This window comes from Dehalobacter sp. MCB1, assembly GCF_003590275.1.
Lineage (GTDB): Bacteria > Bacillota > Desulfitobacteriia > Desulfitobacteriales > Syntrophobotulaceae > Dehalobacter.
The window spans coordinates 109,958-135,539 of record NZ_LXPC01000013.1; the positions used below are offsets into that span (position 1 = coordinate 109,958).

30 protein-coding genes are annotated in these 25,582 nt (G+C 43.1%); 19 read left to right on the top strand and 11 right to left on the bottom strand.

All coding sequences use genetic code 11. The features are described 5' to 3' along the window. Positions 1-19 precede the first annotated feature (19 nt). The gene (locus tag A7K50_RS10475) at positions 20-820 is read right to left on the bottom strand and encodes an ABC transporter permease subunit (RefSeq protein WP_020491524.1); all 801 of its coding nucleotides are present in this window, start codon (positions 818-820) and stop codon (positions 20-22) included. Positions 821-825: 5 nt separating this feature from the next. Next, positions 826-1,707, bottom strand: coding sequence for an ABC transporter ATP-binding protein (locus A7K50_RS10480; protein ID WP_026156289.1), 882 nt, complete (start codon positions 1,705-1,707; stop codon positions 826-828). Between the two features lie 348 nt (positions 1,708-2,055). Here A7K50_RS10480 and A7K50_RS10485 point away from each other — a divergent pair, with 348 nt between their 5' ends. The 6 genes from A7K50_RS10485 (at position 2,056) to A7K50_RS10510 (ending at position 6,382) form a co-directional block, all read left to right on the top strand. Next, positions 2,056-2,868 carry a DUF5685 family protein gene (locus tag A7K50_RS10485; protein ID WP_020491526.1) on the top strand — a complete coding sequence of 271 codons (813 nt, stop codon included), beginning with the start codon at positions 2,056-2,058 and terminating at the stop codon, positions 2,866-2,868. 6 nt (positions 2,869-2,874) lie between these two features. Further along, on the top strand, positions 2,875-3,444 hold the full coding sequence (locus A7K50_RS14490; protein WP_119776086.1) for a DnaJ domain-containing protein: 570 nt from the start codon (positions 2,875-2,877) through the stop codon (positions 3,442-3,444). 26 nt (positions 3,445-3,470) lie between these two features. Continuing rightward, complete coding sequence (locus tag A7K50_RS10495) at positions 3,471-3,881, top strand: hypothetical protein (RefSeq protein ID WP_119776088.1); 411 nt, start codon at positions 3,471-3,473, stop codon at positions 3,879-3,881. A 314-nt stretch (positions 3,882-4,195) separates the two neighbouring features. Further along, the gene (locus tag A7K50_RS10500; RefSeq protein WP_119776090.1) at positions 4,196-4,642 is read left to right on the top strand and encodes a DUF2975 domain-containing protein; all 447 of its coding nucleotides are present in this window, start codon (positions 4,196-4,198) and stop codon (positions 4,640-4,642) included. 14 nt (positions 4,643-4,656) lie between these two features. Then, a complete protein-coding gene (locus tag A7K50_RS10505; RefSeq protein WP_020491530.1) occupies positions 4,657-4,875 on the top strand; it encodes a helix-turn-helix transcriptional regulator in 219 nt (72 codons plus the stop codon). Next, the gene (locus A7K50_RS10510) at positions 4,868-6,382 is read left to right on the top strand and encodes a DUF4173 domain-containing protein (RefSeq protein ID WP_119776091.1); all 1,515 of its coding nucleotides are present in this window, start codon (positions 4,868-4,870) and stop codon (positions 6,380-6,382) included. The genes A7K50_RS10505 and A7K50_RS10510 overlap by 8 nt, the downstream gene beginning before the upstream one ends. Before the next feature lie 79 nt (positions 6,383-6,461). Here A7K50_RS10510 and A7K50_RS10515 read toward each other — a convergent pair whose 3' ends face one another. The 5 genes from A7K50_RS10515 to A7K50_RS10535 all read right to left on the bottom strand — a co-directional run bounded on the left by A7K50_RS10515 (position 6,462) and on the right by A7K50_RS10535 (position 9,940). Next, entirely contained in the window at positions 6,462-7,238 is a 777-nt protein-coding gene (locus tag A7K50_RS10515; protein ID WP_119776093.1) for an ABC transporter permease, read from the bottom strand. After that, positions 7,235-8,182 (bottom strand): ATP-binding cassette domain-containing protein, encoded by a 948-nt coding sequence (locus A7K50_RS10520; RefSeq protein ID WP_119776094.1) that lies wholly within the window; start codon positions 8,180-8,182, stop codon positions 7,235-7,237. Before A7K50_RS10520 ends, A7K50_RS10515 begins: the two co-directional genes overlap by 4 nt. A 2-nt stretch (positions 8,183-8,184) precedes the next feature. Then, positions 8,185-8,544, bottom strand: coding sequence for a DUF1048 domain-containing protein (locus A7K50_RS10525; RefSeq protein ID WP_020491534.1), 360 nt, complete (start codon positions 8,542-8,544; stop codon positions 8,185-8,187). Continuing rightward, entirely contained in the window at positions 8,534-8,875 is a 342-nt protein-coding gene (locus tag A7K50_RS10530; protein WP_026156292.1) for a PadR family transcriptional regulator, read from the bottom strand. The genes A7K50_RS10525 and A7K50_RS10530 overlap by 11 nt, the downstream gene beginning before the upstream one ends. Before the next feature lie 177 nt (positions 8,876-9,052). Continuing rightward, positions 9,053-9,940: a metallophosphoesterase family protein gene (locus tag A7K50_RS10535; RefSeq protein WP_119776096.1), complete on the bottom strand. Its 888-nt coding sequence runs from the start codon at positions 9,938-9,940 to the stop codon at positions 9,053-9,055. 315 nt (positions 9,941-10,255) lie between these two features. On the opposite strand from A7K50_RS10535, the gene A7K50_RS10540 reads away from it, so the two are divergent. From A7K50_RS10540 to A7K50_RS10550, 3 genes are all read left to right on the top strand, one after another. Then, entirely contained in the window at positions 10,256-10,402 is a 147-nt protein-coding gene (locus A7K50_RS10540; protein ID WP_119776098.1) for a small, acid-soluble spore protein, alpha/beta type, read from the top strand. Positions 10,403-10,650: 248 nt separating this feature from the next. Beyond that, on the top strand, positions 10,651-11,106 hold the full coding sequence (locus A7K50_RS10545; protein ID WP_119776099.1) for a DUF1232 domain-containing protein: 456 nt from the start codon (positions 10,651-10,653) through the stop codon (positions 11,104-11,106). Positions 11,107-11,149: 43 nt separating this feature from the next. Next, positions 11,150-12,280: an aldo/keto reductase gene (locus A7K50_RS10550; protein WP_119776101.1), complete on the top strand. Its 1,131-nt coding sequence runs from the start codon at positions 11,150-11,152 to the stop codon at positions 12,278-12,280. On the opposite strand, the gene A7K50_RS10555 is transcribed toward A7K50_RS10550, so the two are convergent. Beyond that, complete coding sequence (locus A7K50_RS10555) at positions 12,281-15,292, bottom strand: EAL domain-containing protein (protein WP_243109290.1); 3,012 nt, start codon at positions 15,290-15,292, stop codon at positions 12,281-12,283. Positions 15,293-15,575: 283 nt separating this feature from the next. Between A7K50_RS10555 and A7K50_RS10560 the strand changes: the two genes are divergently transcribed. The 4 genes from A7K50_RS10560 to A7K50_RS10575 all read left to right on the top strand — a co-directional run bounded on the left by A7K50_RS10560 (position 15,576) and on the right by A7K50_RS10575 (position 17,520). Continuing rightward, the gene (locus A7K50_RS10560; RefSeq protein ID WP_020491540.1) at positions 15,576-15,899 is read left to right on the top strand and encodes a heavy metal-binding domain-containing protein; all 324 of its coding nucleotides are present in this window, start codon (positions 15,576-15,578) and stop codon (positions 15,897-15,899) included. A gap of 37 nt (positions 15,900-15,936) precedes the next feature. Then, complete coding sequence (locus A7K50_RS10565; protein ID WP_243103717.1) at positions 15,937-16,140, top strand: hypothetical protein; 204 nt, start codon at positions 15,937-15,939, stop codon at positions 16,138-16,140. A 287-nt stretch (positions 16,141-16,427) separates the two neighbouring features. Then, complete coding sequence (locus A7K50_RS10570; RefSeq protein WP_131929533.1) at positions 16,428-16,817, top strand: GNAT family N-acetyltransferase; 390 nt, start codon at positions 16,428-16,430, stop codon at positions 16,815-16,817. Positions 16,818-16,848: 31 nt separating this feature from the next. Then, on the top strand, positions 16,849-17,520 hold the full coding sequence (locus tag A7K50_RS10575; RefSeq protein ID WP_119776105.1) for a GyrI-like domain-containing protein: 672 nt from the start codon (positions 16,849-16,851) through the stop codon (positions 17,518-17,520). A gap of 120 nt (positions 17,521-17,640) precedes the next feature. Here A7K50_RS10575 and A7K50_RS10580 read toward each other — a convergent pair whose 3' ends face one another. Together A7K50_RS10580 and A7K50_RS10585 are read right to left on the bottom strand one after the other, a co-directional pair. Beyond that, positions 17,641-18,546: an EFR1 family ferrodoxin gene (locus A7K50_RS10580; RefSeq protein ID WP_119776107.1), complete on the bottom strand. Its 906-nt coding sequence runs from the start codon at positions 18,544-18,546 to the stop codon at positions 17,641-17,643. A 132-nt stretch (positions 18,547-18,678) separates the two neighbouring features. Next, the gene (locus A7K50_RS10585; protein ID WP_020491544.1) at positions 18,679-18,903 is read right to left on the bottom strand and encodes a hypothetical protein; all 225 of its coding nucleotides are present in this window, start codon (positions 18,901-18,903) and stop codon (positions 18,679-18,681) included. 285 nt (positions 18,904-19,188) lie between these two features. Here A7K50_RS10585 and A7K50_RS10590 point away from each other — a divergent pair, with 285 nt between their 5' ends. Then, positions 19,189-20,058 (top strand): SDR family oxidoreductase, encoded by an 870-nt coding sequence (locus A7K50_RS10590; RefSeq protein ID WP_119776109.1) that lies wholly within the window; start codon positions 19,189-19,191, stop codon positions 20,056-20,058. Between the two features lie 232 nt (positions 20,059-20,290). Beyond that, positions 20,291-20,458, top strand: coding sequence for a hypothetical protein (locus A7K50_RS14205; RefSeq protein ID WP_165904907.1), 168 nt, complete (start codon positions 20,291-20,293; stop codon positions 20,456-20,458). 71 nt (positions 20,459-20,529) lie between these two features. Here A7K50_RS14205 and A7K50_RS10595 read toward each other — a convergent pair whose 3' ends face one another. Beyond that, a complete protein-coding gene (locus A7K50_RS10595; protein ID WP_119776110.1) occupies positions 20,530-20,844 on the bottom strand; it encodes a demethoxyubiquinone hydroxylase family protein in 315 nt (104 codons plus the stop codon). 172 nt (positions 20,845-21,016) lie between these two features. Here A7K50_RS10595 and A7K50_RS10600 point away from each other — a divergent pair, with 172 nt between their 5' ends. The 4 genes from A7K50_RS10600 to A7K50_RS10615 all read left to right on the top strand — a co-directional run bounded on the left by A7K50_RS10600 (position 21,017) and on the right by A7K50_RS10615 (position 25,568). Next, complete coding sequence (locus A7K50_RS10600) at positions 21,017-21,688, top strand: AAA family ATPase (RefSeq protein WP_119776112.1); 672 nt, start codon at positions 21,017-21,019, stop codon at positions 21,686-21,688. 140 nt (positions 21,689-21,828) lie between these two features. Beyond that, positions 21,829-23,643, top strand: coding sequence for a hypothetical protein (locus A7K50_RS10605; RefSeq protein ID WP_243103718.1), 1,815 nt, complete (start codon positions 21,829-21,831; stop codon positions 23,641-23,643). Then, positions 23,640-24,575, top strand: coding sequence for a DUF1848 domain-containing protein (locus A7K50_RS10610; protein WP_119776115.1), 936 nt, complete (start codon positions 23,640-23,642; stop codon positions 24,573-24,575). The genes A7K50_RS10605 and A7K50_RS10610 overlap by 4 nt, the downstream gene beginning before the upstream one ends. Before the next feature lie 78 nt (positions 24,576-24,653). Further along, on the top strand, positions 24,654-25,568 hold the full coding sequence (locus A7K50_RS10615; RefSeq protein WP_119776117.1) for a helix-turn-helix domain-containing protein: 915 nt from the start codon (positions 24,654-24,656) through the stop codon (positions 25,566-25,568). Positions 25,569-25,582: the final 14 nt, after the last annotated feature.

Sequence of the window (25,582 nt, forward strand, 5' to 3'; positions counted from 1 at the left end):
TAGTGAAATCCAAAGTTAATCAGCTCACGGCATGGATATCTTTTCTGGCATAAATGATATAGGCGGTTACCGTTGCAATAATAACAATAACAGCGCCTGTGATAAGGTAGGGGGCTTCATAGTTTGAATTTCTAATAATATAAGAAGGATTAAAATATTTAAACGGTGAGAGAAAGCGTGCCGCATCATTTTCACCAGTGGCTAAAAGCGCTCCAATAAAGAAAAATCCAAAAACGACCCCGAGTGAGACCGGAAGCACGGATTTTAACTTTGGAATGATCACCGCGACTGCAGCACCGACTGAGAAAAAAATGAGCTGAATGAAAAGCAGCGTAAGATTGATCATAAAAAGCAGCGTAATGCTGAAATCTGCTGTTTTAACCATGGTTGCAAGGATGGAGGCAGCCGCATAATAGATTACGTTTGTGATTATGAGCATGGTTAGTGCAGCTAGAAGCTTGGAGCTGACAATAGCCCAACGCGAAACAGGCTTGACGAGAAGAAAGTCCGCTGTCCTTTCCCTCGTTTCTTTGGAAAGAATAGAGACGCCGAGATTCATGGCCTGAATGGCACCGCACAGTGTGATAAATGTGAATATCATCGAATAAAAGCCCAAAAGAGAGGTGATGCTGTCAAGCGAAATACCGAGTATTGCCCTCACCGACGCCGGGTAGCCGCCCAGCAGCCTTTTAAAATCTGCCGCATCATTCGCAATTGCGGGATAGACAGAAAAGTAAATCCCAGCGAGCGCAATCAAAGTGCATGTCCATAGAATCGTCGATTTTCGCAGCGAGTTTAGCTCGTGCCAAAACATATTCATAACGATCAACCCTCCTTGGCATAATAATGCATAAAGATCTCTTCAAGGTCAGGTTCGTAAATGGATATGTTGACAAGCTCAATCTCCGCAATTTTTTTCATTATAGAATTAATGTTGCCTTTGAAAATAAAATCAGCCGTATTCTCTTTGATTTCAAGCCGGCTTACACCACTGATATTGAAGGTTTCTCCGGCTATGGGAGATTTTGCTTCAATTTTAAAACTCTTATAGCTATCTGCCTGAAGCGTGCTCATTTTTTCAAGTTTTATGATTTTACCGTCTTTGATGAACGCTACCCTGTCGCACATCCTCTGAACTTCGTCAAGAATATGCGATGAAAAGAATACGGTGGCACCCTTTTGATTCTCCTGCGCGATAATGTCAAAGAATTTTTGCTGCATCAGCGGGTCTAAACCACTGGTTGGCTCGTCAAGTATGATTAGCTTGGGCTCGTGGAGCAGCCCCTGGACAATGCCAACCTTTTTTTTATTGCCAAAAGAGAGATCGTCGATCTTTTTCTTGAGGTCGAGATCCATGATCTCCGCAAGCTCCTTTATTCTTTTCATACAATCCTTTTTGTAAAAGCTCGCGGAATATTTAAGCAGATCGATAACTTTCATGTTATCGTAATAAAATACCTCACTTGGCAGATAGCCCACTTCTTTGCGTATTTCCGGGAACTCACTGCAATTTTTACCGAAGATTTCGGCGCTTCCCTTAGTGGGGTAGATAAGCCCGAGCAACGTTCGGATGGTCGTCGATTTGCCAGCACCGTTTGGCCCGATAAACCCAAAGATCTCTCCTTCCGTGACATCGAGATTCACATCGACAATACCCCTTGCCTTGTTGTAACTTTTCGTGAGATCCCTCGTTTGAATGACGGTCATTGATGTTACCTCCTCCTTGTCTGTTAAGGATACATACATCATTTTTGAATGAACATAATACTTTCCTTGGTTTAGACCTATTGTATCACAGCCGTTTTTTTTTATGTTATTTTAGCAGTAAATTTTTGCATAACAAAATATTCGTAGTTGCATCAAAATTTTCCTTCTGGTATAATTGCGTTATCGTAAATCAAAGGGGAGTAGCTGGATAATAAAGTCGTCAAGACGGATTTCGATCCCGGCTTTATTGCAATTGACTGATTTGTAAGCGAGACCTTTGCCCTTGGGGTGAAGGTTTTTTTTATTTATATAAGATATGAATGAAGTCAGGGAAGTCAGGTGAAAAATATGTTCGGTTATGTTGTCGCCAATATCGATAAGCTAACTGCCGAAGAAAAAATACACTATCGGTCGTGCTACTGCGGTTTATGCCAGACGCTGGGAGACCGTCACGGCATCCTCAGCCGTATCACACTAAACTATGACATGACTTTCCTCGTACTGTTCCTTTCAGCGCTTTATCAGAAAGATACGACCATTCAAACCGGGCGATGCATCATGCATCCTCGTAAACCTCACTGCTATTGGCACAACGACATCTCAGATTATACCGCCGATATGAGTATTGTCCTGACTTATTTCAAATTTCTCGATGATTGGAAGGATGAACGGAAGATCCTATCGCTGGGTGAAGCCAAGCTGTTCGAAAAGAAATACAGGCAGGCTGCCATCCGCTATCCCAGGCAATGTGCTGTCATCAGCGAATGCTTGAACACCCTTTCCGACATAGAAAAATCAGGGGAACTAAAACCAGATATTCCTGCAAGTTGTTTCGGCAGACTCATGGGCGAAGTCTTCGTTTTCCAAGAAGATGACGATGCTCAAGATTTACGTAACTTTGGAGAATCGCTTGGCAAATTCATTTACATTATGGATGCCTGTCTTGATCTCAAAAAGGATATCCAAAAAGAATGCTATAATCCGCTGACGGCGTTATCAACAGATCATTTTCCGCAAATATTAAATCTGCTTATGGCCGACTGTATGGAAAAATACCGGCAACTGCCAATCAAACGCGATCAAAACCTCATTGAAAACATTCTCTATTCAGGCGTTTGGACAAGGTATGAAGCAGCGAATAAGAAAGCAAAGGGGAGATAAGAAAGAATGATATCCGATCCTTATCAAGTACTGGGTGTTTCTCAGACGGCTGCGGATGATGAAATAAAAAAAGCCTATCGCAAACTGGCCAAAAAATACCACCCGGACCTGAATCCCGGCAATGCGGAAGCGGCTAAGAAGATGAGTGAGATCAATGCCGCTTACGAACAGATCAAAAGCGGAACCCCCTACCCAAATACCTATTACAACGGGAGCAACGCTTCCGGGGGAGATGCTTCCTCAGGATATGCTTCGGTAAAACACTATATTAATTTGGGCTATTTTCGCGAGGCGCTGAATATTTTGGCAAGGATGAGCGACCGAAATGCCGAATGGTACTATTGCAGTGCTGTTGCCAATGCCGGTATCGGCAACATTATCACTGCGCTGAACCACGCCGAAACAGCTGTACGCATGAATCCCGGCAATCCGGAATACCAACGCGTCTTAAATATGCTGCAGCGTGGCGGAAGGATTTATCAGCAACAAAGACGCGGCTTCGGCATGCCGAACGACACGCTGGACAAACTCTGTTTTGGCTTATGTATTGCGGACCTTTGCTGTCCGTTCTGTTGAGGAGAATTGCGTAAGGAGTGTGAACCATGGGTAATCTGAAAAATAAGCTGACACGTTTGATGATTGGCCGGTACGGCATCGATCAGTTGTATTATGCTTTGCTTGGGGTCTGGTTTGTATTGCTGATCGCCAATACGTTTATCCGTTCCGGTATCATCAGTGTTTTGATGGGGGCCATTCTGGCGGGAATGATCTTCAGAAGCTTATCCCGGAACATCTATAAAAGACGCCAGGAAAACGATAAATTCATGAAAATATGGAATAGGATTAAGGCTGAAGGTTCTTTGACGATGCGCCGAATCAAAGAAATTAAAACTCACCGTTTCCGCAAATGTCCACACTGTAAAAGAGTACTTCGGCTGCCGCGGCGAAAAGGCAAACATACAGTAAAGTGCCCTTGCTGCCATCATGAATTCGAGCTCTGTATCCGCTTATAACTAAGAACAAATAAATTTGATCATAGTAGTACTTTATAAACAGTAAGAACTAAAAAGAATAACCTTGGTACTCAAGTCATTCCAAGGTTATTTTTATTTTGCTTTGATGATCTGTTTATTATCTTTTTCCATCACCGTCAGGAATTGTGGGGGGGTGGGGGCGTCCAGATAATGGGATGACGGACTGACGGTTGATGGTTGATGAAGTTTATCTATAAACAACATAAATATATCGTAAAATGATAAATTAATATTGACTTACGATAATGCACCATTTACAATAGAACCAAAATAGATAGAAAGGGTATGATACAATGTGGAATCCAAGTAAGTCTGTAAGACTATCTTCCATTTGTACCAAGATCGCCATTGTTCTGGTCATATGCGCAGCTTTTGCTATGCCGAACTTAATCGCTACATATGTAAGCTATACAGGAAAAGATCCTGAAATCATTCATTCCTTGCTCCTAACGGTCTATGCCTGTGTTCTGCCGGGGATGTTATCCTTGATCTGCCTTGGCATGCTTCTTTCCAACATCAGGCGGGAAGAAGTGTTTGTAGAAAAAAATGTCAAGCTCCTGCGGGCGTTGTCATGGTGCAGTTTTGTTGTCTCCGTCATTTTATTCATCTCAGGATTTTATTATATTCTTTTTGTGATTATAGCCGTTTGTGCCGCTTTTTTAGGGCTGATCCTGAGAGTGATCAAAAATGTTTTTGAACAGGCAATCGTTATCAAAAGGGAAAATGATTTTACGATCTAGGGGAGGGATTCTCATTGATTGTCGTTAATCTCGACGTTATGATGGCAAAAAGAAAAATTTCTGCCGGTGAGCTGGCGGATAAAATCGGAATCACTCCGGCTAATCTTTCAATTCTAAAAAACAACAAGGCCAAGGCCATTCGCTTTTCGACCCTGGAAGAAATCTGCAAGGTTCTGAATTGCCAGCCCGGAGATTTATTAGAGTATCGGAAAGGAGAACAGGAAGATGAATAACACGGAGAAGAATAACACGGAGAAGAATAACAGTATGGATACGGCAACCTATACAAGAAGTGATATTGTTTTCGCATTAGCCATGCTGGCCTGTGGCTTCTTATATTGGAATCTGATCCTGGATGCCGGTCTTGGTGCAGGTGTTACCTTATTTGCAGCGGTATTCTGTCTGTCTACCGTCCTATATCTGAAATCAGGCAAGTTTCGTCAAACAAGAACGAGCTGGTTGTGTTTTATTGTCATTATCCTGTCTTCCCTGGTTTTCTTGCTTTTTGACAATATCCTGATCAAAGGACTGAATTTTATCTTTCTTACAGCCGCTGTCATCTATTGGATCAGCCTGTCTACGGGCAGAAACCTGGAGAAAAGGATCTCCGCCTATATCCTGGGCGATCTTTTTAATCAGGTTTTGGTCATCCCATTCCGAAATTTTGGCTGCTGTTTTGGCGCGGTCAAGAGACTGTTTGGCAGAAATCAAAAAGGAAAATCCCTTCTGGCCGGCGCGGTTGGTATTCTTGTGATGATTCCGATCCTGGCCGCAGTCATCAACCTATTGACACGAGCCGATGCTGTTTTTGCAGGGATGATCGCGAATCTGCAGTTCTCGGTATCGATGAATATTATTGTCCAGATATTGATGGGAATCCCCGTCGCCTGTTATCTGTACGGATTGATTTACGGCGACCGGCATGGGAGGAATACGGGATATGTCACCGTCGAGACTGTTGACAAAACGGCCGCTGCTTTCCGTTTTTCCCCGGGAGTGACCGTATACACCGCCTTGACAGCATTGAATCTTGTCTTTATGGTCTTTTTCCTTTCTCAAATCACCTATCTTTTCTCAGCATTCAATGACCGTCTTCCGGAACTCATGACGCATGCGGAGTATGCCCGCAGAGGTTTTTTTGAACTTTGTGCGGTAGCCGGAATCAATATGGTCGTGATTACGGTGGCCCATCTCATTGTGAAAAGGGACAAGGTGAGGATTCTGCAAATAGAAACAGCCATTTTATGCCTTTTCACCTTGATGTTGATCATTACGGCCATTAGCAAGATGGTGATGTACATCCATTATTTTGGTTTGACCCCGCTGCGTGTCTATACGACCTGGTTTATGCTTGTGCTGCTCTTTCTGTTTGCGGTGATTGCCGTCAGACAGTTTAAAAAATTTAACGCCGCCAGGATCATGCTGGTCGGATTTGTAATGTTTTTCATGATCCTAAGCTACGGGAACATCGACGGCCGAATCGCTGCCTATAATATTGACAGGTACAGTAACGGGACCCTGGAGAATCTTGATGTGCAGGCTTTGTCCAGCCTGTCTGAGGCAGCGGTCCCGTACATCTACACCTTATACCAGGAAACAACGGATCAGAGCCTGAAGGCGGATCTTAAGGCGGCCATTGATCAATCAGCTGGATCGGCGCTTAGAGAGCCGCGTCAAGAAACATTCCGGGATTTCAATTTTCAGCGGCATACGGCGGAAAGCATCAGAAAGATGCTCTGATAGCTTCGGCAGCCGATACAAAAAATCCATGAGTTTTTCTCATGGATTTTTTTGATTGCTAATAGATCCAAATGATAGGTTATTCTATCCGACGCTTATAGATCCGCATCGCGGCGAGATGGAAGAAAATCCAAATTCCCACGCACCAGAGAATCGCTAGCCAAACAGCATTACTTACAGTCCCAGTCATCAATAAGGAGCGGACGCTATCAATGATCGGCGTCATAGGTTGAACTTCCGCAAAATAGCGCAGTGCGGCCGGCATGGTTCCGGTCGGCGCAAATGCGGAGCTTGTAAATATCAATATCATCAAAAGATAGCTGAACACTCCTGACCCCTCAAGGCTTTTTGCAAGCAGGCCAAAGGTAACGGCAATCCAGGTCATGGCAAGTGTGAACAAAAGTAAGATCCCGCTGGCGAGCAGCCATCCGACAATCCCGGCTCCCGGTCTGAACCCAATCAAAAGGGCAACCAGCAGCACTGCTAAGACAGAGACGGCGTTAAACAGGACTGAAGTTAAGACATGACCGCCCAAGATGGATGATTTTGCAATGGGCATGGAATGAAAACGTTCAAAGATTCCCTTGGTTACATCATTATTCAGGCGCACAGCTGAGTACGCGACGCCGCTGACGATACAAAATAATAGGATGCCGGGTACGATATAGTCGATATAGTTCACCCTGCCCAAATCCATCGCACCGCCATATACATATACGGACGCAAGCATCATCATCACCGGCATGGCGATGACCGTAATGATGGTGTCTACACTACGCAGGGTATGCCGCAGCACACGGCCGCACATCACTGTCGTATCGCTGATCCGGTTCTTAATGGTTAACGTGGTATTCATAGCGTACCCTCCTTTGCATGATCTTCTCCTATTACAGAAAGGAACACGTCGTCTAACGTTGGTGACTTTTGCATAAATTCGGTGGCCGAAATGCCTGCTTGCTCCAACCGGACAAGAGTATCCATCATCTGTCTGACACTTCCGTCAGTTACAATGTTAAGTGTAAGGGTTTCCCTGTCCAAACTTATGTTGTATTCTGACAGCAATTCACCTGCCAAGGTTACTTCGTTTTCGTGTCGAAAGCGTAGTTCGATATGTCCGTGAGGGAGCATTTTTTTGAGTTGGTCCGCGCTTCCTTGGGCCACAATTTTCCCATGATGTAAGATGGCAATATAGTCAGCAAGCACGTCCGCCTCTTCTAAATATTGTGTAGTCAAAAATACGGTAACCCCGGATTGCGCAAGCTCTTTAATGATTTTCCACATTGCCGTGCGAGCCTGCGGGTCAAGACCGGTGGTGGGTTCATCAAGGAATACAACCGATGGCGAACCAAGCAAGCTCATTGCCAGGTCCAGACGCCTGCGCATTCCACCGGAATACGTCGCAACATGCCGGTCGGCGGCTTCCGTAAGAGCAAAGCGGAGCAGCAATTCATTGATTTTACCGGCCACATCGTTCAAGTGGCGCAGTTTACCAATCATTTGCATATTCTCCCGTCCTGTTAGAATATCGTCCACAGCTGCATATTGTCCGGTCAGGCTAATTGCCTCCCGTACCTGCTCCGGACGCTCCAGGACATTAAAGCCACATACCTGAGCATATCCCGCGTCCGGCTTCAGCAAGGTCGTCAGAATTCTTATGACAGTCGTCTTGCCTGCTCCGTTAGAACCTAACAGGGCAAAAATACTTCCTTTTTGCACGGAAAAGCTGACATCTTCAAGCACTTTGAGGTCTTTGTAGGATTTCTTAAGCCCGCTGACGGAAATGGCTTTGCTTTGCAGCATTTTCAATCTCCCCGCTTTCCAAGTTTCTTATGAATACTTTGGTTAACCATTACTTTCCGTTTGCCCGTCCAGGTCTCGGCTTGAACTTCTTTAAGGAGCCCGTCACAAAAATCCCCGACATCATCGCCCACAATATCGAGCACATTTTTCCCTTCCTGTGCTCCTGATTCAAACAGTTCCAGCATATCCGTAAGGACATCCATCATGCTGGAGCCTAATGCAAAATTCCACATGAACGCCTCAATTTCTTTGATAACAATTTGATAATCTTCCGGCAGAGCCTGAATTCGCTTCCTGTAAATTTTATAATCGATTTTTTCTTGCCTCCAGCGTTTTAAAGTTAAAAATATTTTATTGAACATGACGATTCTCCTTTAACCCATTGATTTTTAATGAGACAAAGTTCCATTTTTCCCAGAATAATGAGAGTTCCCTTTGCCCAGCCGGATTCAGGCTATAGAATTTCCTCGGCGGCCCGATTTCAGATGGTTTTTTTTCAATGTCCACCAGCTTGTTTTTTTCAAGACGCACTAAAATCGTATACACTGTTCCTTCGACAACCTCTTCAAAACCAAGAGCGTTTAGTTTTTTCGTAATCTCATAACCATAAGTTTCTTCGCGGCCAATGATTTCAAGCACACAGCCTTCAAGAACGCCTTTGAGCATTTCTGTTAAGTTATCCGTATCTGACACCTTCCATCTACTAAGTATTACATATTACTACTATATAATAACACGTAGTAGATGGAAGTCAATAAGGCGAACAAAGTTTTTTACATAAGTTCTTTCACAATGGATCATTCTATTGATCATTCTACTGATCGTTCTATATTGTTAAGACGGCATTGCGTTGCCAAAAAGACCAGAGACTTAAAGGTATTCCTTTAAGTCTCTAGGTCCTGCAAGAACTTCCCGGCCTATATACAAGGTACCGTCGTCTTTGGTTTTGACACTCCATTTAACGAGTGCAATGTTGCCTTCTGTGATCTCTATCCCTGTGATGGAACGAGGATGAACACAACTGCCGTCATTAAAATAAAGCGGTTTACCCGCATCAGGAAACATGGGCCTATGGGTGTGACCGGCAATCAACATATGCTTTTCCTGTACGACCCATTCAGTAAGGTTTCGTTCTATAGAATCTTTCTTGCGATAATTTTTTGCTGTGCTGGTGGGGTCTTTAAAACCGAATAATTCAAGTCTCTTCCAGACATATCTGACTAAAAATCTTCTTAACCCCCAAAACGCATAATCCAACATGCTGCCTTGATGCCCGTGGATCAAAAGAATTTTATGATCGAAATTCTTATACCGCAAAATGAGCCCCTCACGAAATATAACCTTCTCAAATAAAGGAACGTGACTTTTCTTCTCGGCATCATAATACCGGTTAAAGCATTTTTGTACAAAGTGACCATTACTTTTCATCATGTCATGGTTTCCGTAAATAAAATAAACGCGGTTTTCATTAAAAAAATTTTGTAGAAGCGAAAATGTATCCTTATGAACAGGCACGATGTCCGACATGTTTTTATACTTCCAAAGTTCATCACCGTCACCAAGCTCGATATACGTGTACTGTTCATGATAGTAGTGAGCTAACGCAGCAAAATACAGATTCTCATTCCCGGAAAAATCATCAGCCCAGCTGCCGTCGCCCCTATGGACATCACTCATTAAGATTATTTTCGAGGAATCGTCAATAGGGATTTCTGCCGCTGATTGAAAAGCTTTAGAAATACGATCTACAGCATTCATAGGAGATACCACCCGCCCAAAAACATCTTCGTTTAATGTCAATATATTCTGGGGGGAGTATCAAGAGTACCGGTCTTCTTCCAACGATATGAATAAGTTACTGAATAAATAAGTTACTGAATACGACAAGACGATCTGCTCAAGGAAACTTATTTGCTTGCAAAGACAAACCTTGGAACTAAAAGTTATTCCAAGGTTACTTTTTATGTACCATTATTTTTAAGTCAATGAGGCTTTAACAAAAACTGCCAGTGTAGAAAAGGTAAATATGTTAATAATAAGTGTACATTCCAATAGGAAAGGAGGGAAAAAATAATGGCAAAATATAGACTTCCCGTAGATAAGAATCAAGCAGCTAGTTCAATGGGTGTAAACTTAGGCCCAGATACATCTGCTAGACAGAATGGTTCCGTAGGCGGATATATGGTGAAGAAGACTTTTGAAAGCTTAGGCCATCGTTAAAAAAACTGATTCTCGAGAGTAAATGGTTAACTATGAGGGAGCCGTTAAAACGGCTCCTTTTCTCTTTACCTTAAATAGGATACCTCAAAATTGAAATAATTATACCTGTAAAATATCACCAAAAGTATCTGGAAGAAGTATTGCGGCACAAAACTATGTGCAATTGTCAGAGAAAGAAGATACAATAAAAGCTGAAGAATAACTAAAATAACGCTGTTGTACATAAAATAACGAAAAGAGGTTAGATCATGAGTGATCAAATCCGAAACGACCATGATGATTTTTATCAATCTCTAAGGAAAAAGATCAAGGACTACTTCACAAGCGAAGAAGGTAAAACCAATAAGTATGCAGAGTATATCCTGATTGCACCCGACTTGTTTTATCTCCTGTGCAAATTGACCGTAGACAAAGAAGTCAACGTAGACGATAAAGCAAAACTGGCGATTGCGATTGCTTATTTTGTCTCACCGATTGATTTAATCCCTGAGGCCTTTTTAGGGCCGGTAGGATTTGTTGACGATATATCTGTAGCTGCGTATGTCCTGAACTCCATTATTAATAACACGAACCCGGAAGTTGTCCGCAGGCACTGGGCCGGTGAGGGCGATATCCTGATTAAAATCCAGGAAATCATAAGAATTGCCGATAATATGGTTGGCACCGGATTTTGGAAGAAAATTAAAGGGATGTTTAATAAATAACGCAATAAGGGTGTAACAAAAAAGATAAATGGAGCGTACGATCATGCAATATACGATGCTTGGAAAAACGGGACTCCAAGTCTCAAGATTTGGGCTTGGCTGTATGCGATTTCCGAAAAGTGAAGAGGAAGCGATAGAAATGGTGCGGTATGCGGTAGACAACGGCGTCAATTACCTGGACACTGCTTACATGTATCCAGGCAGCGAAATGATTACCGGGAAAGCGCTTCAGAGGGGCTATCGGAATCAGGTGTTGATCGCCACGAAAAGCCCCATTTGGAAAATCGGCAGTCACAAAGACTTCGAGAAATACTTGGATGAAGAGCTGAAACGCTTAGGAACCGATCATATCGACATGTATCTTCTTCACAACATGAGCCATGACAATTGGGAGAAAGTGAATCAATTGGATGGCCTTACTTTTCTTGATAAAATGATTCAAAAGGGAAAGATACTGCACAAGAGTTTTTCTTTTCATGGGACACTGCCAGCATTCAAACAGGTCGTGGATGCCTTTGATTGGGAAATGGCGCAAATCCAGCTGAATATTCTGGATGAAAATCAGCAGGCCGGGATCGAAGGTCTGAGATATGCTGCAGACAAGGGCCTGGCGGTCGTCATCATGGAACCGTTAAGGGGCGGCTACATGCTAGCGAACATTCCCGAAGCAGTCGCTGATTTGGTTCGCCAATATCCGGAAAAGAGATCCTTCATCGAGTGGTGCTTCCGCTGGCTTTACAATATGCCTGAGATTTCCGTGATTCTCAGTGGAGCCAGCACGCTGGAGCAGTTGAAGGACAATTTACGGATCTTTGATGAATCTGCGGTCAACGTCATGTCCGAGGCCGACCAAAATCTGATCAAAAAGATTCAGAAAGCTTTTGAGTCCAATAACAGTGTCGGCTGTACGAGCTGCGGCTATTGTATGCCCTGTCCCCAGGGCGTCAGCATTCCTGAAATATTCAAACTCTATAACAGCCATAAGCTCATGAAAACGCATTGGGTGGACAAGGGGATGTACAAGGAAAATTTACTTCCCTCCGGTTCCGGTGCTGATCAGTGTATCTCTTGTGGAATTTGTGAGGGACATTGCCCGCAGTCGCTGGATATCCCAGTTTTACTGAAGAAAGTACATGGGGAATTTACGGCGGAAACGAAGGGTAATTGGAGCTGATTATATAATATTGGCGCATGGCTTTCTTAATAATTCTTCTATTTCCTCAGCAGGCATGGGCTGGTAGAAATAATAACCCTGAACCTCGTTGCACATGTTCTGACTTAAAAATCTTACTTGTTTCTCGGTCTCCACCCCTTCGGCAATAACCTCCAGGTCTAGATTTTTAGCCAGATTTATAATCACTTTGGTGATTGCTCTGTCTTTTTCATCTTTTTCAATACCATGAACAAAATGCATATCCATTTTCAATCGATCGATCGGTAAATTTTTGAGCCTGTTTAAAGAGGAGTATTCTGTGCCAAAGTCGTCGATAGAGATAGTAATGCCTAATTTCTTAAAATTGTTTAAAACCTGAACAATATTATTTGCTTCATTTATCGCAGAACCTTCTGTGATTTCCAATTCCAGATACTCGGGTTTGAGTTCGGTTTCTTGAAGGACATTTGCGATCTGCCCAACAATATTCGGGTCACGAAGTTGATTTACCGAAATATTAACGGACATTCGTACCGGAGGATATCCTTTATCCTGCCAGATTTTATTTTGCCGGCAAGCTGTTTTAAGCACCCATTCTCCGATCGTGTTAATGATCCCACTTTGCTCGGCGATCGGAATGAATACTGCCGGGGATATCATTCCTAACTCCGGATGCTTCCATCTTAACAAAGCTTCCATTCCGATGATGTTTGCTTCCGGAAGATGGACCTGAGGCTGGTAATACACCGACAATTCTTTGCGTTCTAAAGCTCGGAATAGACTGTTTGTCAGGATCAGATTATTTCGGACATCCTCTTTCATCTCTGAAGAACAGAGGGCGTACTGGTTCTTCCCTTTTTCTTTGGCTTTATACATTGCAATATCTGAGTTTTGAATCAACGTTTCCGTATCTTGTCCATCGATTGGATATAGTGCAATCCCTGCACTTGCTGTAACAAAGAATTCCTGACCCCTTAATACCGCCGGTTCTTTGAATAGACCTATTATTTTATCGGCAATTATCCGAACATCTTGATAGTCGGAAATATTATTCAGCAAGATCAGAAATTCATCGCCGCCAAAACGGGATACCGTATCGGCTTTGCGGATACATTCCACTAATTTTCGCCCGACTTCAGTGATCAGTTCGTCTCCGCCTTCATGGCCCAAAGTATCATTAACCGTTTTAAAAGAATCAAGATCCAGGAAAATTACCGCGAACATTTTTTGAATCCGACTGGATTGGTGGATCGCTTGCGTAACCCTGTCCCCGAACAACACCCGGTTGGGCAGCTTCGTTAAATGATCATAGTAGGCCAATTGTTCAATTTCTCTTTCCGCCTGAACTTTCGTCAAAGCGTCTCCCAAAATATTCGCAATGACCTTTAGTAAATCAATCTGGTCTTCACGCCATTTCTTCATGGTTCTGAGAGACTCAATCCCGAATAAGCCGACGACCTGCTCATTTTCGGCAATGGGGACGCAAATGACTGATTGTGTATGAATAATTTTGCCCTCTAACATTTGATTTATAAGGTTTGAGTCTCCCCCTCCCGGGCATTCTATAGCTTCTCTGTAAACACGATCATGCCGGTGCCAGGCAAACGCAGGGCTAACGCGATGTTGCTCCCGGTCCAATAAATAAATCCAGGTTCGGTCCATCTCAAAAAAACGTCCGCATTCCTCAAGCGCCTGATTGATTTTGTGCTCTAAATTCATTTGATTTGCTGTGATAAAATCCGAAGAAATTTTTGAGATTAATTTTTGCAGCTTCATCTGCTCTGCATTTTCTTTCAGTCTGCGAATATACAATTTATTGACATAGAAAGCCAACCAAAGAAAGACAATGAATAAAAAGATTCTTGCAAAATAGTCATCAGCATTTATCTCAACTTTAACATCTGGTGCTAGGATCCAGGTTAGAATCTGGGTAGATATGATAGAAATTCCCAATGCAATTAAGATAATGCGTTTATTGAACACCAGGGCAATAATTATAAAAATAATAGGAAACGCCCAAATTGTGATACTCCCGGTTTGAATAAACCTTAAAGTGAAAATTGGAATGGCGAGAACACAAATCACAAAATAAGTAATATCTTTTTTATTTTCCGCGATAGGCATCCACTTCACGAACAAAATGACAAGTCCTAAAAAAAGGATAGCGATACTTGTCAATATGACAGGCGTTAAATCGTGAGGCATGTTAGAAAGAAAAAAGGAAGCAAAATTAACAAGACTGCACGCGAACAAAGCAAAGGCTAAATAACTGATAATATTCCCGCGGGTTGATTCATTTAAGATGGTCTCTTCAGCACTGATGATCTTTTCCGGCTTCATCAGTCCGTATTTTTTAATTGCGTAGTAAATGACGATGAGCGACATCGAGATAATAAAAGGAGCCAATTGGGGAAGCGGCATTTTCCAAAAAGTGCTGGCGACAATATCCGTAAAGGATGCAAAGATTAAAGTCGCAATAATCCAAGATAGGATGAGCCTTGCCTTTTCCTTACTGCTCTGGGAAGAGGCTTTTCTCCCCCATAACCAAATCATTCCTGCGGAAACGATGCAAAAAAGAATATAATAATAATTAAAAAAAGAATGAAAACCGCTATTCGGAACATTAATCCAACCATTGACTGTATGGATTAATTTATACTTCGATTCCGCAGAACTGGAGACCCCATAAATATAAATGGTCAGGACTGAGGGAAAATAAAGCAAAAGATATAGCCACCATTTGTTTAGCAAACCTTTTTTCTCGGTCAGAATGATACTGAAATGCAGCAAGATACTGAAAAACGATCCCCAGCCAATAACTGAGATCCTACGCCAGATTAAGCTAAGTTCTTGATTCTGGGCGGAAACACAAATAGAGAATCCGAAAGCCCATATACTCAAGGAAATACATAGCGCAAAAAAAGCTTTGTTCAATCCGGCTTTCCGGTCGAGATAAAGTGTATAAGCCCCAAGAAAGCTACTCATTACACAAGAAAAGAAAAATAGTACTGAAAATAAGTATGATGGTTCCATATGTCCTTTCCCTGATGTAAAATACTGCTAAGACCAGATTACATCATTTTTATAGAGTAATAATTGGCTTATTAAAAATTCTACCAAATAATTCTACTATTGAACTGCATTTTCCTCCATCATTTTTCAAAAATAATCAAAATTTTACAGGATTGCCTTATAATGCAAATGAATTTATTTACTGTCTGGTTTATTCATTGAATGGATTGAGTCAAAAATTGCAAAAATAATTGTAAGCTGGCTAAAAGATCTGTAAAATAAAAATAAAAAGGGAGTGACAGGCATGTTAATCGTTACGACCGAAAATATTAAAGGTTACAAAGTAACCGATGTTAAAGGCCAGGTGTTCGGCCTCGTTGTTCGCAGCCGGGGATTGGGCGGGAATATCATAGCTGGGCTGCGCAGTCTTATCGGCGGGGAAATCCATGAATATACCGCCCTGCTTGAAGATACCCGTAAACAGGCGATAGACCGTATGGTCAAGAATGCCCAGGCGATGGGAGCAAACGCTGTGGTGATGATGAGGTTTGATTCCAGTGAAATTGGACAGACCATGAGTGAGATTGTAGCCTTTGGAACCGCGGTTGTGGCGGAGAAAGAAGCTTAAGATGAGAATAACGGCTGAAATCTATATATTACTCGAAGTGGGGATATTTCTTATTATTGCCTTTTGTTCATGGTTTATTTGGGATAAACGATATCGAAAAAACCAGGGAAACGATATACCAAAAGGATATATGCCTACGGATGAGGTTTTTATCGACCCAGTTAACGGTAAAAAACTTAAAGTCTATTATGAACCGGAAACCGGCAATAGATTTTACAAAGAAGTTAAAGAAAAACAATGATACCTACCTTAACCAGCCTGCGCTGGTTTTTTTGTTTGCCGGGTAACCGAAAACCAGCTGCGAAATAGATGAGCTTTGTAATGTCTTGGCAGTCAGTTCCAAAAAAGGAATGGAGAGAGTTATGGAGAATAATAATCACCCAAGAAAAATTTGGAGGTTGCGATATGGAATTTATCAATACCAATTTCCAGAAAAAAGAAAAGAATAGAATTTGCATCAGGTAAGAAAGTTTTGAAAAAAAGGAGAACATAGTGGAAGATATCGGGATAAAAGATGGATTCGCTAACATGAATTTCTGGAAAGTTACTGAAATGCTAGCTAAATCATTTTGGAGTCCGGGGATTGGAATAGACGAAGTGAAGAAAGGCGCACAGAATTCAGCGTTGGTCGTTGGCGCCTTTGATCATGAACAGAATCAGATCGGCTATGCAAGAGTCGTTTCCGATAAGACTAGATTTGCTTACATCATGGATGTGTATGTAGACGAGAATTTTAGAAAAAATGGAATCGGCCAGAAGATGATTGGATATATCCTTTCACATAAAGAATTGGAAGATGTCTACCAGTGGTTACTGACGACAAAAGATGCACATGCGTTTTATGGTAAGTTGGGCTTTAAAAAAATATCCATACCTGAACAGTGGATGCAAATACGCAATGAAAGACCGCGAAGGTAATTGTGATACCTATTAAACAGGAGGGTCAGACATGGCTGATCAATTCGATTACAAAAAAGAATATAAGGATTTGTATCTACCCAAACAAAAGCCTGCCCTGATTGATGTTCCGGCCATGGATTTTATCATGGTGGACGGAGCGGGAGATCCCAATTATTCGGAAGAATACCAGGAGGCCGTGGAAATACTTTATGGGCTGAGTTATACCATTAAAATGAGCAAAAAGAGCGGAAAACAACCGGCAGGATATTTTGAATATGTCGTGCCGCCTCTGGAAGGGTTGTGGTGGTTTAAAGACGGAGACTTTAACGGCATAAATAACATGGATAAATCAAAATTCCAATGGACCTCGATGATTCGTCAGCCTGAATTTGTCACGAAAGATGTTTTCGCCTGGGCGGTTACCGAGCTAAAGAAGAAAAAGCCCAGACTTGATCCGGCAAAAGCCCGCTTGGAGCGGTTCACGGAAGGACTGTGCGTGCAAATGCTGCACATCGGTTCCTATGACAGTGAACCCGCTACGGTTGCGCAAATGGAGCGGTTCTTAGCGCAGAATGGATACACCAATGCCATATCCGACCACTTACCTTCCGGTCAGATCCGGCATCATCATGAGATTTATTTGGGAGATCCGCGGAAGACGGCACCCGAAAAGCTTAAGACAGTCGTGAGACATCCGGTTAAAAAGGCGGAGCAAGGGTAAAACATTTCTTCATTTGATTAGCGAATGTCTCTTCTGCGAAAGCAGGCAGGAATCCTACCAAGAAAATGATCAGTATCAATGGATGCAATAGGATTTTATGAAGAATGAGGCAGGCATTTTTCATTCGTCTTCAAATTTTTCCTTCATTGGATATGACAACATATCTGCCAGTGAAACCTCCGGATGATGATACCGCTTTCTGCCTGCTGTTCCGCTTCTAAATTGTATAGCAGCTTTAGGACACCATTGAAGGCAGGCAAAGCATTGTTCACATTGATGTAACCATACCGGCCCATTGACTGACATTTTTACATTGCCAACAGGGCATATTTTTGCGCATGTACCGCACCGAACACACTGCTCGTCATAGTGGAAGCCAGCATCCATCAATTGAACACTTTCCATGTATGACAAATCACACTTACCGCTATATCCGCTGATTTTCAGCCAGACCGGCTTCTGAAGAAGTTCTCTCAAATTGAAGAAATCAACAAACTGTTCAAGCCTTCGATACTCAATCTCTATGTAGCCACTTTTCTGAGCACATATGGCGTCATAGATAGTTTGAAGTTTTTGATCGGCCTCAGAAAGCATTTTCCGTTGCTGTTCGTCGGGCAGCTCCCGCAAGACAAAAGGTTGAAAGAGGCCGTTAATACCCGGTAACGGAGCGATATAGTTGTAAGGCATTTTAACACCGAATCCGCAGGATAGCTTTCCGCCTCTAGCGGAGAATAGCTTCGAAAGATATTCAAGCGCGATGCAGGGACTGTCACCATAGGTGCATATGGCAAAAACGTACTTTGAATTCAGATTTGAAAGCCTATCAACGAACCGCTTTACAATATAAGGCACACGGTGATTGTATACAGGAAATACAATGCCCACGAAGTCTGCCGCGAGAACTATTTCATCTTCGTTGACAGCATCTTTTATTGAAAGCAAATCCGCATGGGTCAGCTTGGCTAGTTTTCTGGCAATATACATTGAATTTCCGGTACCGGAAAAGTAATAAATTGATGCTGTCATCAATGCATCCCCTGTCCATCATATCTTTTAGAACCTTCTCCGTATAGTCCCTACGTAGATAATAAAGGACGGATGAAAGATTCCATTGTTACAATCTGAAGAAAATCATAAATCATATAAAAAAACAAAAGGCTATAAAGCCTTTACCTTGTTATCAATGATCTTTATCTTTAAACTGTTGTTAGTCAATTCATCTCTCATTTCTTTGATAGCTTGCCAGGTCATTTCTTGTTTTTCAGCAAGTTCATCCTGTTTCTTAGCAAGTCCATCTTGTTTGTCATTCAGCAGTTTCATTTCTGTACGTATCGCCTTTTCCATGGAGTTTAGCTTTTCCAGAATGATATCCGAGTTATCCATTCGTGTATCCTCCTTTCATGACCTATCATATCATCAGGTAAATAATTCTACAAGACATATCTCTACCATATATAGACAATTAACATCGTTCCCAAAAGGAATCGATAGATTCATAAAGAATGATACTTAAATTCCGCTGCTATGCCGTTTTGAAAGGCAGCAAAGCAGATTTGGCGAAGGTCACACACAGCGATTTAGGTACATGCGCTGATGATGAAGGGTTGTCCGCGGAATGAATACAGCTTTTTTGGGAGAAAATGAAGAAAAAACAAAAGGAGAACCATCATGACAGAAGCAATCATTCCGCAGCCGACTTTCCCTGCTCAACATCAGGATTTCCAGCCCGGACTGGAAGCATTGATGAACCCGAGTCCTGCCTTTGAAGATCCCAACTATCAGCCGGGAGGCAAACTCCGGGGGAAAGTTGCCCTGATTAGCGGAGGGGACAGCGGGATCGGCAGAGCCGTTGCGATTCTCTATGCCAAAGAGGGCGCCGACCTGGCGATTATCTATTTCAATGAACATCAGGATGCTGAAATGACCAAGGAAAGAATAGAACAGCTCGGCCGTCGCTGCCTGTTGATCGCAGGGGATGTCGGCGACGAGATGTTCTGCAATCAAGCCGTCCGGGAAACGATCCAAGCTTTTGGTCATCTGGATATTCTGGTCAATAATGCCGGGGAGCAGCATCCCCAGAACTCCGTTCTGGATATCACTGCCGAACAGCTGGAGAGGACATTCAGGACAAACATCTTCGCCATGTTTTATTTGGCCCGCGCCGCACTGCCTCATCTCCAAAAAGGCGCTGCGATTATCAATACCGCTTCGATTACCGCCTATCAAGGGGAAGTCCGTTTAATAGATTACGCCTCTTCGAAAGGTGCAGTCGTATCTTTTACGCGGTCCCTGTCCGAATCTTTAGCCAAACAGGGTATTAGGGTCAACGGCGTGGCCCCCGGCCCGATCTGGACTCCGCTTATTCCCGCTTCTTTCAGCGCTGAGGAAGTTCATACGTTCGGCAGCACCAACCCGATGCAGCGTGCCGGCCAGCCAGTGGAGCTTGCTCCTGCCTACCTTTTTCTGGCCAGTACGGATTCCGCCTATATGTCAGGGCAAATCCTGCATATCAACGGTGGGACGATCATCAATAATTAGAAGAAGCGAGGTCTATAGGCCTGTTCGCTTTGCAAAACAGTAAGATCAAGCGTTTTTTCACCGTCTTTTTGGCCATAGAGATCGTCTGTTTCTTTGTGGAGTTATGGCAACCATTGATAGCGGTGAGCTTGTCTTTGGCGCTTTTACCGTTTTGCTTAATTTTAAATATATTTAACTATCTTTTATTTTATCCTTTGCTTGTGCTATACTACATAACAAGGGAGATGGTCAAATGGATAAACTTGACATTATCCTAGAGAAACTCAATTCATTAGAACGCATTGAGTCTGACATAACAGCGTTAAAAAGAGACAACAAGGAAATTCATCGAAAGCTAGATACGATAATTCAAGTAACAGTAAAAAATACGGAAGACATAACAGAACTAAAGGCTTTATAATTAAAGTCTTTTTCTTTTAGTCAGATAGACGATAAAGTCATCCTAAGACACTCAATTTTATTATCAATCCCTTATTGCATAGGGGCCTGGAAATTTTGAGATTGCTGCTGTTGTACGGCTTGTCTTCCCTTTTCCATGGACGCCGAGTCCTTTGGACTAATGATGGCTAGCAACTGTTCTAATTCTCCGACGTGTTGTCTTTCTTCATCAGCAATATGATGGAGAATCTTTTTTGCTCTCTCATCATTGGTTGCCATAGCATGAGATTCATAGCCGATAATTGCTTCGTACTCCCCTGCAATATCAACCCGAAGGGCCTGAGCCAACTCCTCATTGGACATCTGCTTAGGGACATTCGCTACAAAGGGGTTTCCAAGTAAGGCCATAAGATCATATCCTTTCTATGAAATGAGTTTATCTTATAGTCTGCCTGTTTATGAAAGCAGTAATCAGGTATTTATTGGTAACGATTGCAGCAGCAAAGATTACGGTTGACTTCAATTATATTATATGGAGGAATCATCATGCTCTATGAAATCCATGTAAGGAGGCAGAATAATGGAATCCAGCGGCCTAAACCAATATATACGCGATATTGAATTAGACAGGGAGCGTGTCCCCTCCTTTGCGGAATACCCCTTTGATTTACCTGCCATCAAGAACTTAGACAGGTTGTCTTTTCACCCCAAAGTAACGTTCATAGTAGGTGAAAATGGTTCAGGGAAATCAACGATTTTAGAATCAATCGCGGTTGCATTTGGTTTTAATGCGGAAGGCGGAACAAAAAATTTTAATTTCACTTCCAGAGCGACGCATTCAGACTTGAATCAATATATTAAAATTATTAAAGGGGCTAAAAGACCCAAAGATGGTTTCTTCTTCAGAGCAGAGAGCTTTTATAATTTTGCCTCCAATGTTGAAGATTTAATGTTGGAAGGGGTTTATGGCGGAAGGTCACTGCATGAACAGTCGCATGGCGAGTCGTTTTTTGCGGTTTTATCCCCTTCACGGCAAATGTCGATGCTGACTAGGATGCATGAATTGATCAACGAAGGGTCTCAGTTTATCATTGCCACGCATTCCCCGATCATCATGGCCTACCCGGGTGCCTTGATCTATCAGATTCGTGACGGATTTGAGCAGGTACGCTATGAAGAGACGGAGCACTATCAAATCACGCGTTCTTTCTTAAATAACACGAAAAAAATGCTGGATATTTTATTAGAATAAACAGTCAGTTTTTCGGGATTTCTTTTCTTCTGATTAGATTGAATTTCAACTTTATAAAAAGGAATAGAAACCTAGGTATAGAAATATTAAACATTAATGTATGGATTAATAAAATTAGGATGAGTTGGGGGAGGCACACGTTGAAAAAACAGATTAATAAATTGTTTTGTCTCGGATTAATTCTGGTGATGCTTCCTGTTATGTCATCCTGCGCTCAAAAGTCTCAGGGCAAGACCACCGCCAATAACATGTTCACCGGCAACCAAACGCAAGGCACGGAGATTACCGATCCGGCGGAGTTGGAGAAGCTCTGGCAGGAATATATTTATGATGCGATTTATACCATCGGCAATACCTGGGAGTTTCATTCCGCCCAGGAAATTGACCCGGATGCCGTGGCTCAATTTTGCTGGCTAAAATATCAGGAAGAAAACGGCACGGCGAATCTCAAGACAGAGAGCAAGGAGAGCATGCTCCTTCTCTTTCCGCTGACTGACGCGCTGAAGTATGCCGACCGCTACTTTAACCTAACGACCCTGGATGTGAGCAAAATACCGGATCATGATTATAAACCGGAAAAACAAGTCTTCACCTTCCCGGAGAATTTGCAGAAACCCAAACCCGGTTATGCTGAAGTGAATGGCTGGGGTATTGAACTGGATAAAGCAGTCAGGAACCGTGACGGTACCCTCACCGTCACGCTGGAACACAATTATAGTTCCACAAACCACTTCGTTGACAGCAGGCAGACCTTTACGTTAAAAACACGCGCCGACGGCAGCCTCTACTTTGTTGACGGCCGCAGAGAGTATATCAATAATCATCAGGTAGCATTGACCGGCAACGTTAAAGAGTTTCAGGAGATCGAAGGTTTTACCGGCGATTTGCAAGAATTGACGATGGTTGGAGAGACCGAAGGAAAAATGCTCCTTGCCTATACCCCGTATAATAAGGATCAAAGCTCTGCACTGATGGTGCTTGACCCTGACGAGATGAAGATTGAGAAGAGCGTAAAGCTAAGCGGCAGCATTGCAAATACGGATGTTAAATACACAGGCGGTAAATGGTTCGTTCGCTTCAACGATAAAGTGATGCTTTATAGCCGTGATTTGGAATTGCTTCGGGAGATCCCCTTGCCCGCCACGATTACAGCCAAAATCAATCGGGAAGTAAAATATGATCAGGACGGCATGCCGGACATATATTTCGGCGGTTATGATCTATCAGCCGACTTGAAGCGGATTGTCTACACGGATGAAATAGGCGTCAAACTTGTCACACTCGGAGATGGAAAGGAAAGACTCCTCGCGAAAACTACTAAGCCTAATCCATCCGAGCCGTCCCGAGGCGCGCCCGTTACCCCTTCTTATCACTTTTCCCCCAGATTCGTCGACGATGACCGGAAAGTCATCACCACGCTGACCGGTTATGAATGTACGCGGGGTTTTACGTTCTGCGATCTGGATAAAGGGACAAACACAACAGTTGATATTGTTACCGAAGGATCCCCGACCACCGGCAGCATCCATTTTGATACCGGGCTTTTGTTCGTTAATGAGTATGGGCATGACGCAAGTGCTGGGGATTCCCAACAGGCGGATGGCTATCGAACCCTGTACCTTGACTTTCATACCGGAAAAGTAACGGAAATAAAGCTTGCCCAACCGGGGGATACCGGCTACATCCGATCGGATTACCAAAGTTATCTCGGGCAGGATTTTGCTGTGTTTGTCACCAGTAAACAGACGGGTACGGACAGTGTCAACGCCATACATTTTTTGAACCGGATCAGGCTGGAGACCCTGAAGCCCGAACAGCAGATTGTTTCCGTCACGGCGACAGATCCCCATATCCTGGGAGTCTTGGGCGACGGGCGGATCGTTTTCTGGTATCAATTCAATCCGGCGGAAAAAGGGATTTGCGTTACTTCCTCCTCAAAGGAAAACCGACAATGATCATAAGTGTAAGCAGGCGAACAGATATCCCGGCATTTTATGCAAAGTGGTTTTACCATCGCCTAAAGGAAAAGTCTGTTCTTGTCCGTAACCCGATGAATATTCACCTAATCAGTAAAATTAACCTTTCGCCGGATGTCGTTGACGGTATCGTTTTCTGGACGAAAAACCCGGCGCCGATGCTTGAACGGTTGGACGAGCTGAGAGCCTACACCTATTATTTTCAGTTCACCCTTAATCCCTACGGAAAAGATATTGAACCAAACGTACCGTCAAAAAATGATATCGTGATTCCAACATTTCAAAAACTGTCTGAAAGAATTGGCAAGGACAAGGTGATTTGGCGGTACGACCCGATTCTGTTCAATGCGGATTATACAACGGCGTATCATCTTACGTTTTTTAAGTCGCTTGCAGCAAAGCTCGCCGGTTATACGGAAAAATGCACGGTCAGTTTTTTGAATTTTTACCAAAAGACGGAGCGGAACCTTCGGACATGCAATATCATTCAACCGACATCCGATCAGAAAATAGAATTAATGCAGCGGTTCGCAGAGACCGCAAAACAGTTCGGAATGGATATGGATACCTGTGCAGAGGATATTGACTGCGGAAAATTTGGCATCCGTCAGGCCCATTGTATTGATAAAGAGCGCTTTAAACGTTTAGGCGGATATCATCTGAACGTTGAAAAAGACAAAAACCAGCGGCCGCAATGCGGTTGTGTTACAAGCGTTGACATCGGGGCTTATAATACCTGTAAAAACGGATGCCTGTACTGCTATGCGAATTTCAGCCTGAACGCTGTTCAGAAAAATGATGCTGCGCATCATCCGGAATCCCCATTGCTGTTTGGCAGTGTCGGTGAAAATGATGCGGTAAAGACCCGTGATCTTAAATCGTACCGCAATTGTCAGTTTGAATTGTTTTAGGGCGGTGCTTCACAATCGCAAAAGAAGTCAAGAAAAAAATAAGCATTTTTGTTATCCTTTGAACTGGCAGGTGAGAACATGGAAAACTGGGAAAAAATTAAGGCAGTACAGCGGATGCAGGAGTATATCGATGAACATTTGACCGAACCCATTACTCTGCATTCTCTGGCCCGGGCGGCGGGGTATTCACCTTGGCATTCAGCTAGAATGTTTAAGGATCTGATCGGAAAAGCACCGTTTGAATACATCCGGGCTTTGAGGTTATCCCAGGCAGCTGTTACACTGAAGGACAGGGAACGGAAAATCATTGATGTTGCTTTCGACTTCGTCTTTGATTCCCATGAAGGATTCACCCGGGCCTTTTCCAAAGAATTCGGAATTACGCCGAAAACGTACAGCCAAAACAAAGAAACGACATCTCTTAAACTTTTCATACCTGGCTATGTCCGTGATTATTACCTGACGAAACAAAAAGGAGAGAGTAATATGTCTGATCATTCTCAGTCAAACACGGTCTTTGTACAAGTGGTGGAACGTTCCGCTCGGAAACTGATCTTCAAAAGCGGCTTAAAAGCGACCCATTATTTTGAATACTGCGAAGAAGTAGGGTGCGCTGTCTGGGAACAGCTCTCCGCAATTAAAGAAGCCATCTATGAACCCATTGGGATGTGGCTGCCGGACAATTTACGCCGGCCGGATACGTCGCTTTATGCCCAAGGGGTTGAGGTTCCGGCGGATTATACGGGGGAAATTCCGGATGGTTACGAGAGCATGAACCTGTCGCCGTGCAAGATGATGGTTTTTCAGGGTCAGCCTTTTGATGATTCGAAATTTGGCGAGGCGATCGAAGAATTATGGGAAGTCATGAAAAGTTACAATCCGGAAATCTATGGTTTTCAGTGGGCGGACGAGGACGGCCCGCGATTCCAGCTGGCGCCCATGGGCTACAGAGGGTATATCGAGGCCAGGCCAGTCAGAGAATTGAAAAAATAGGTTTCACAGGTATT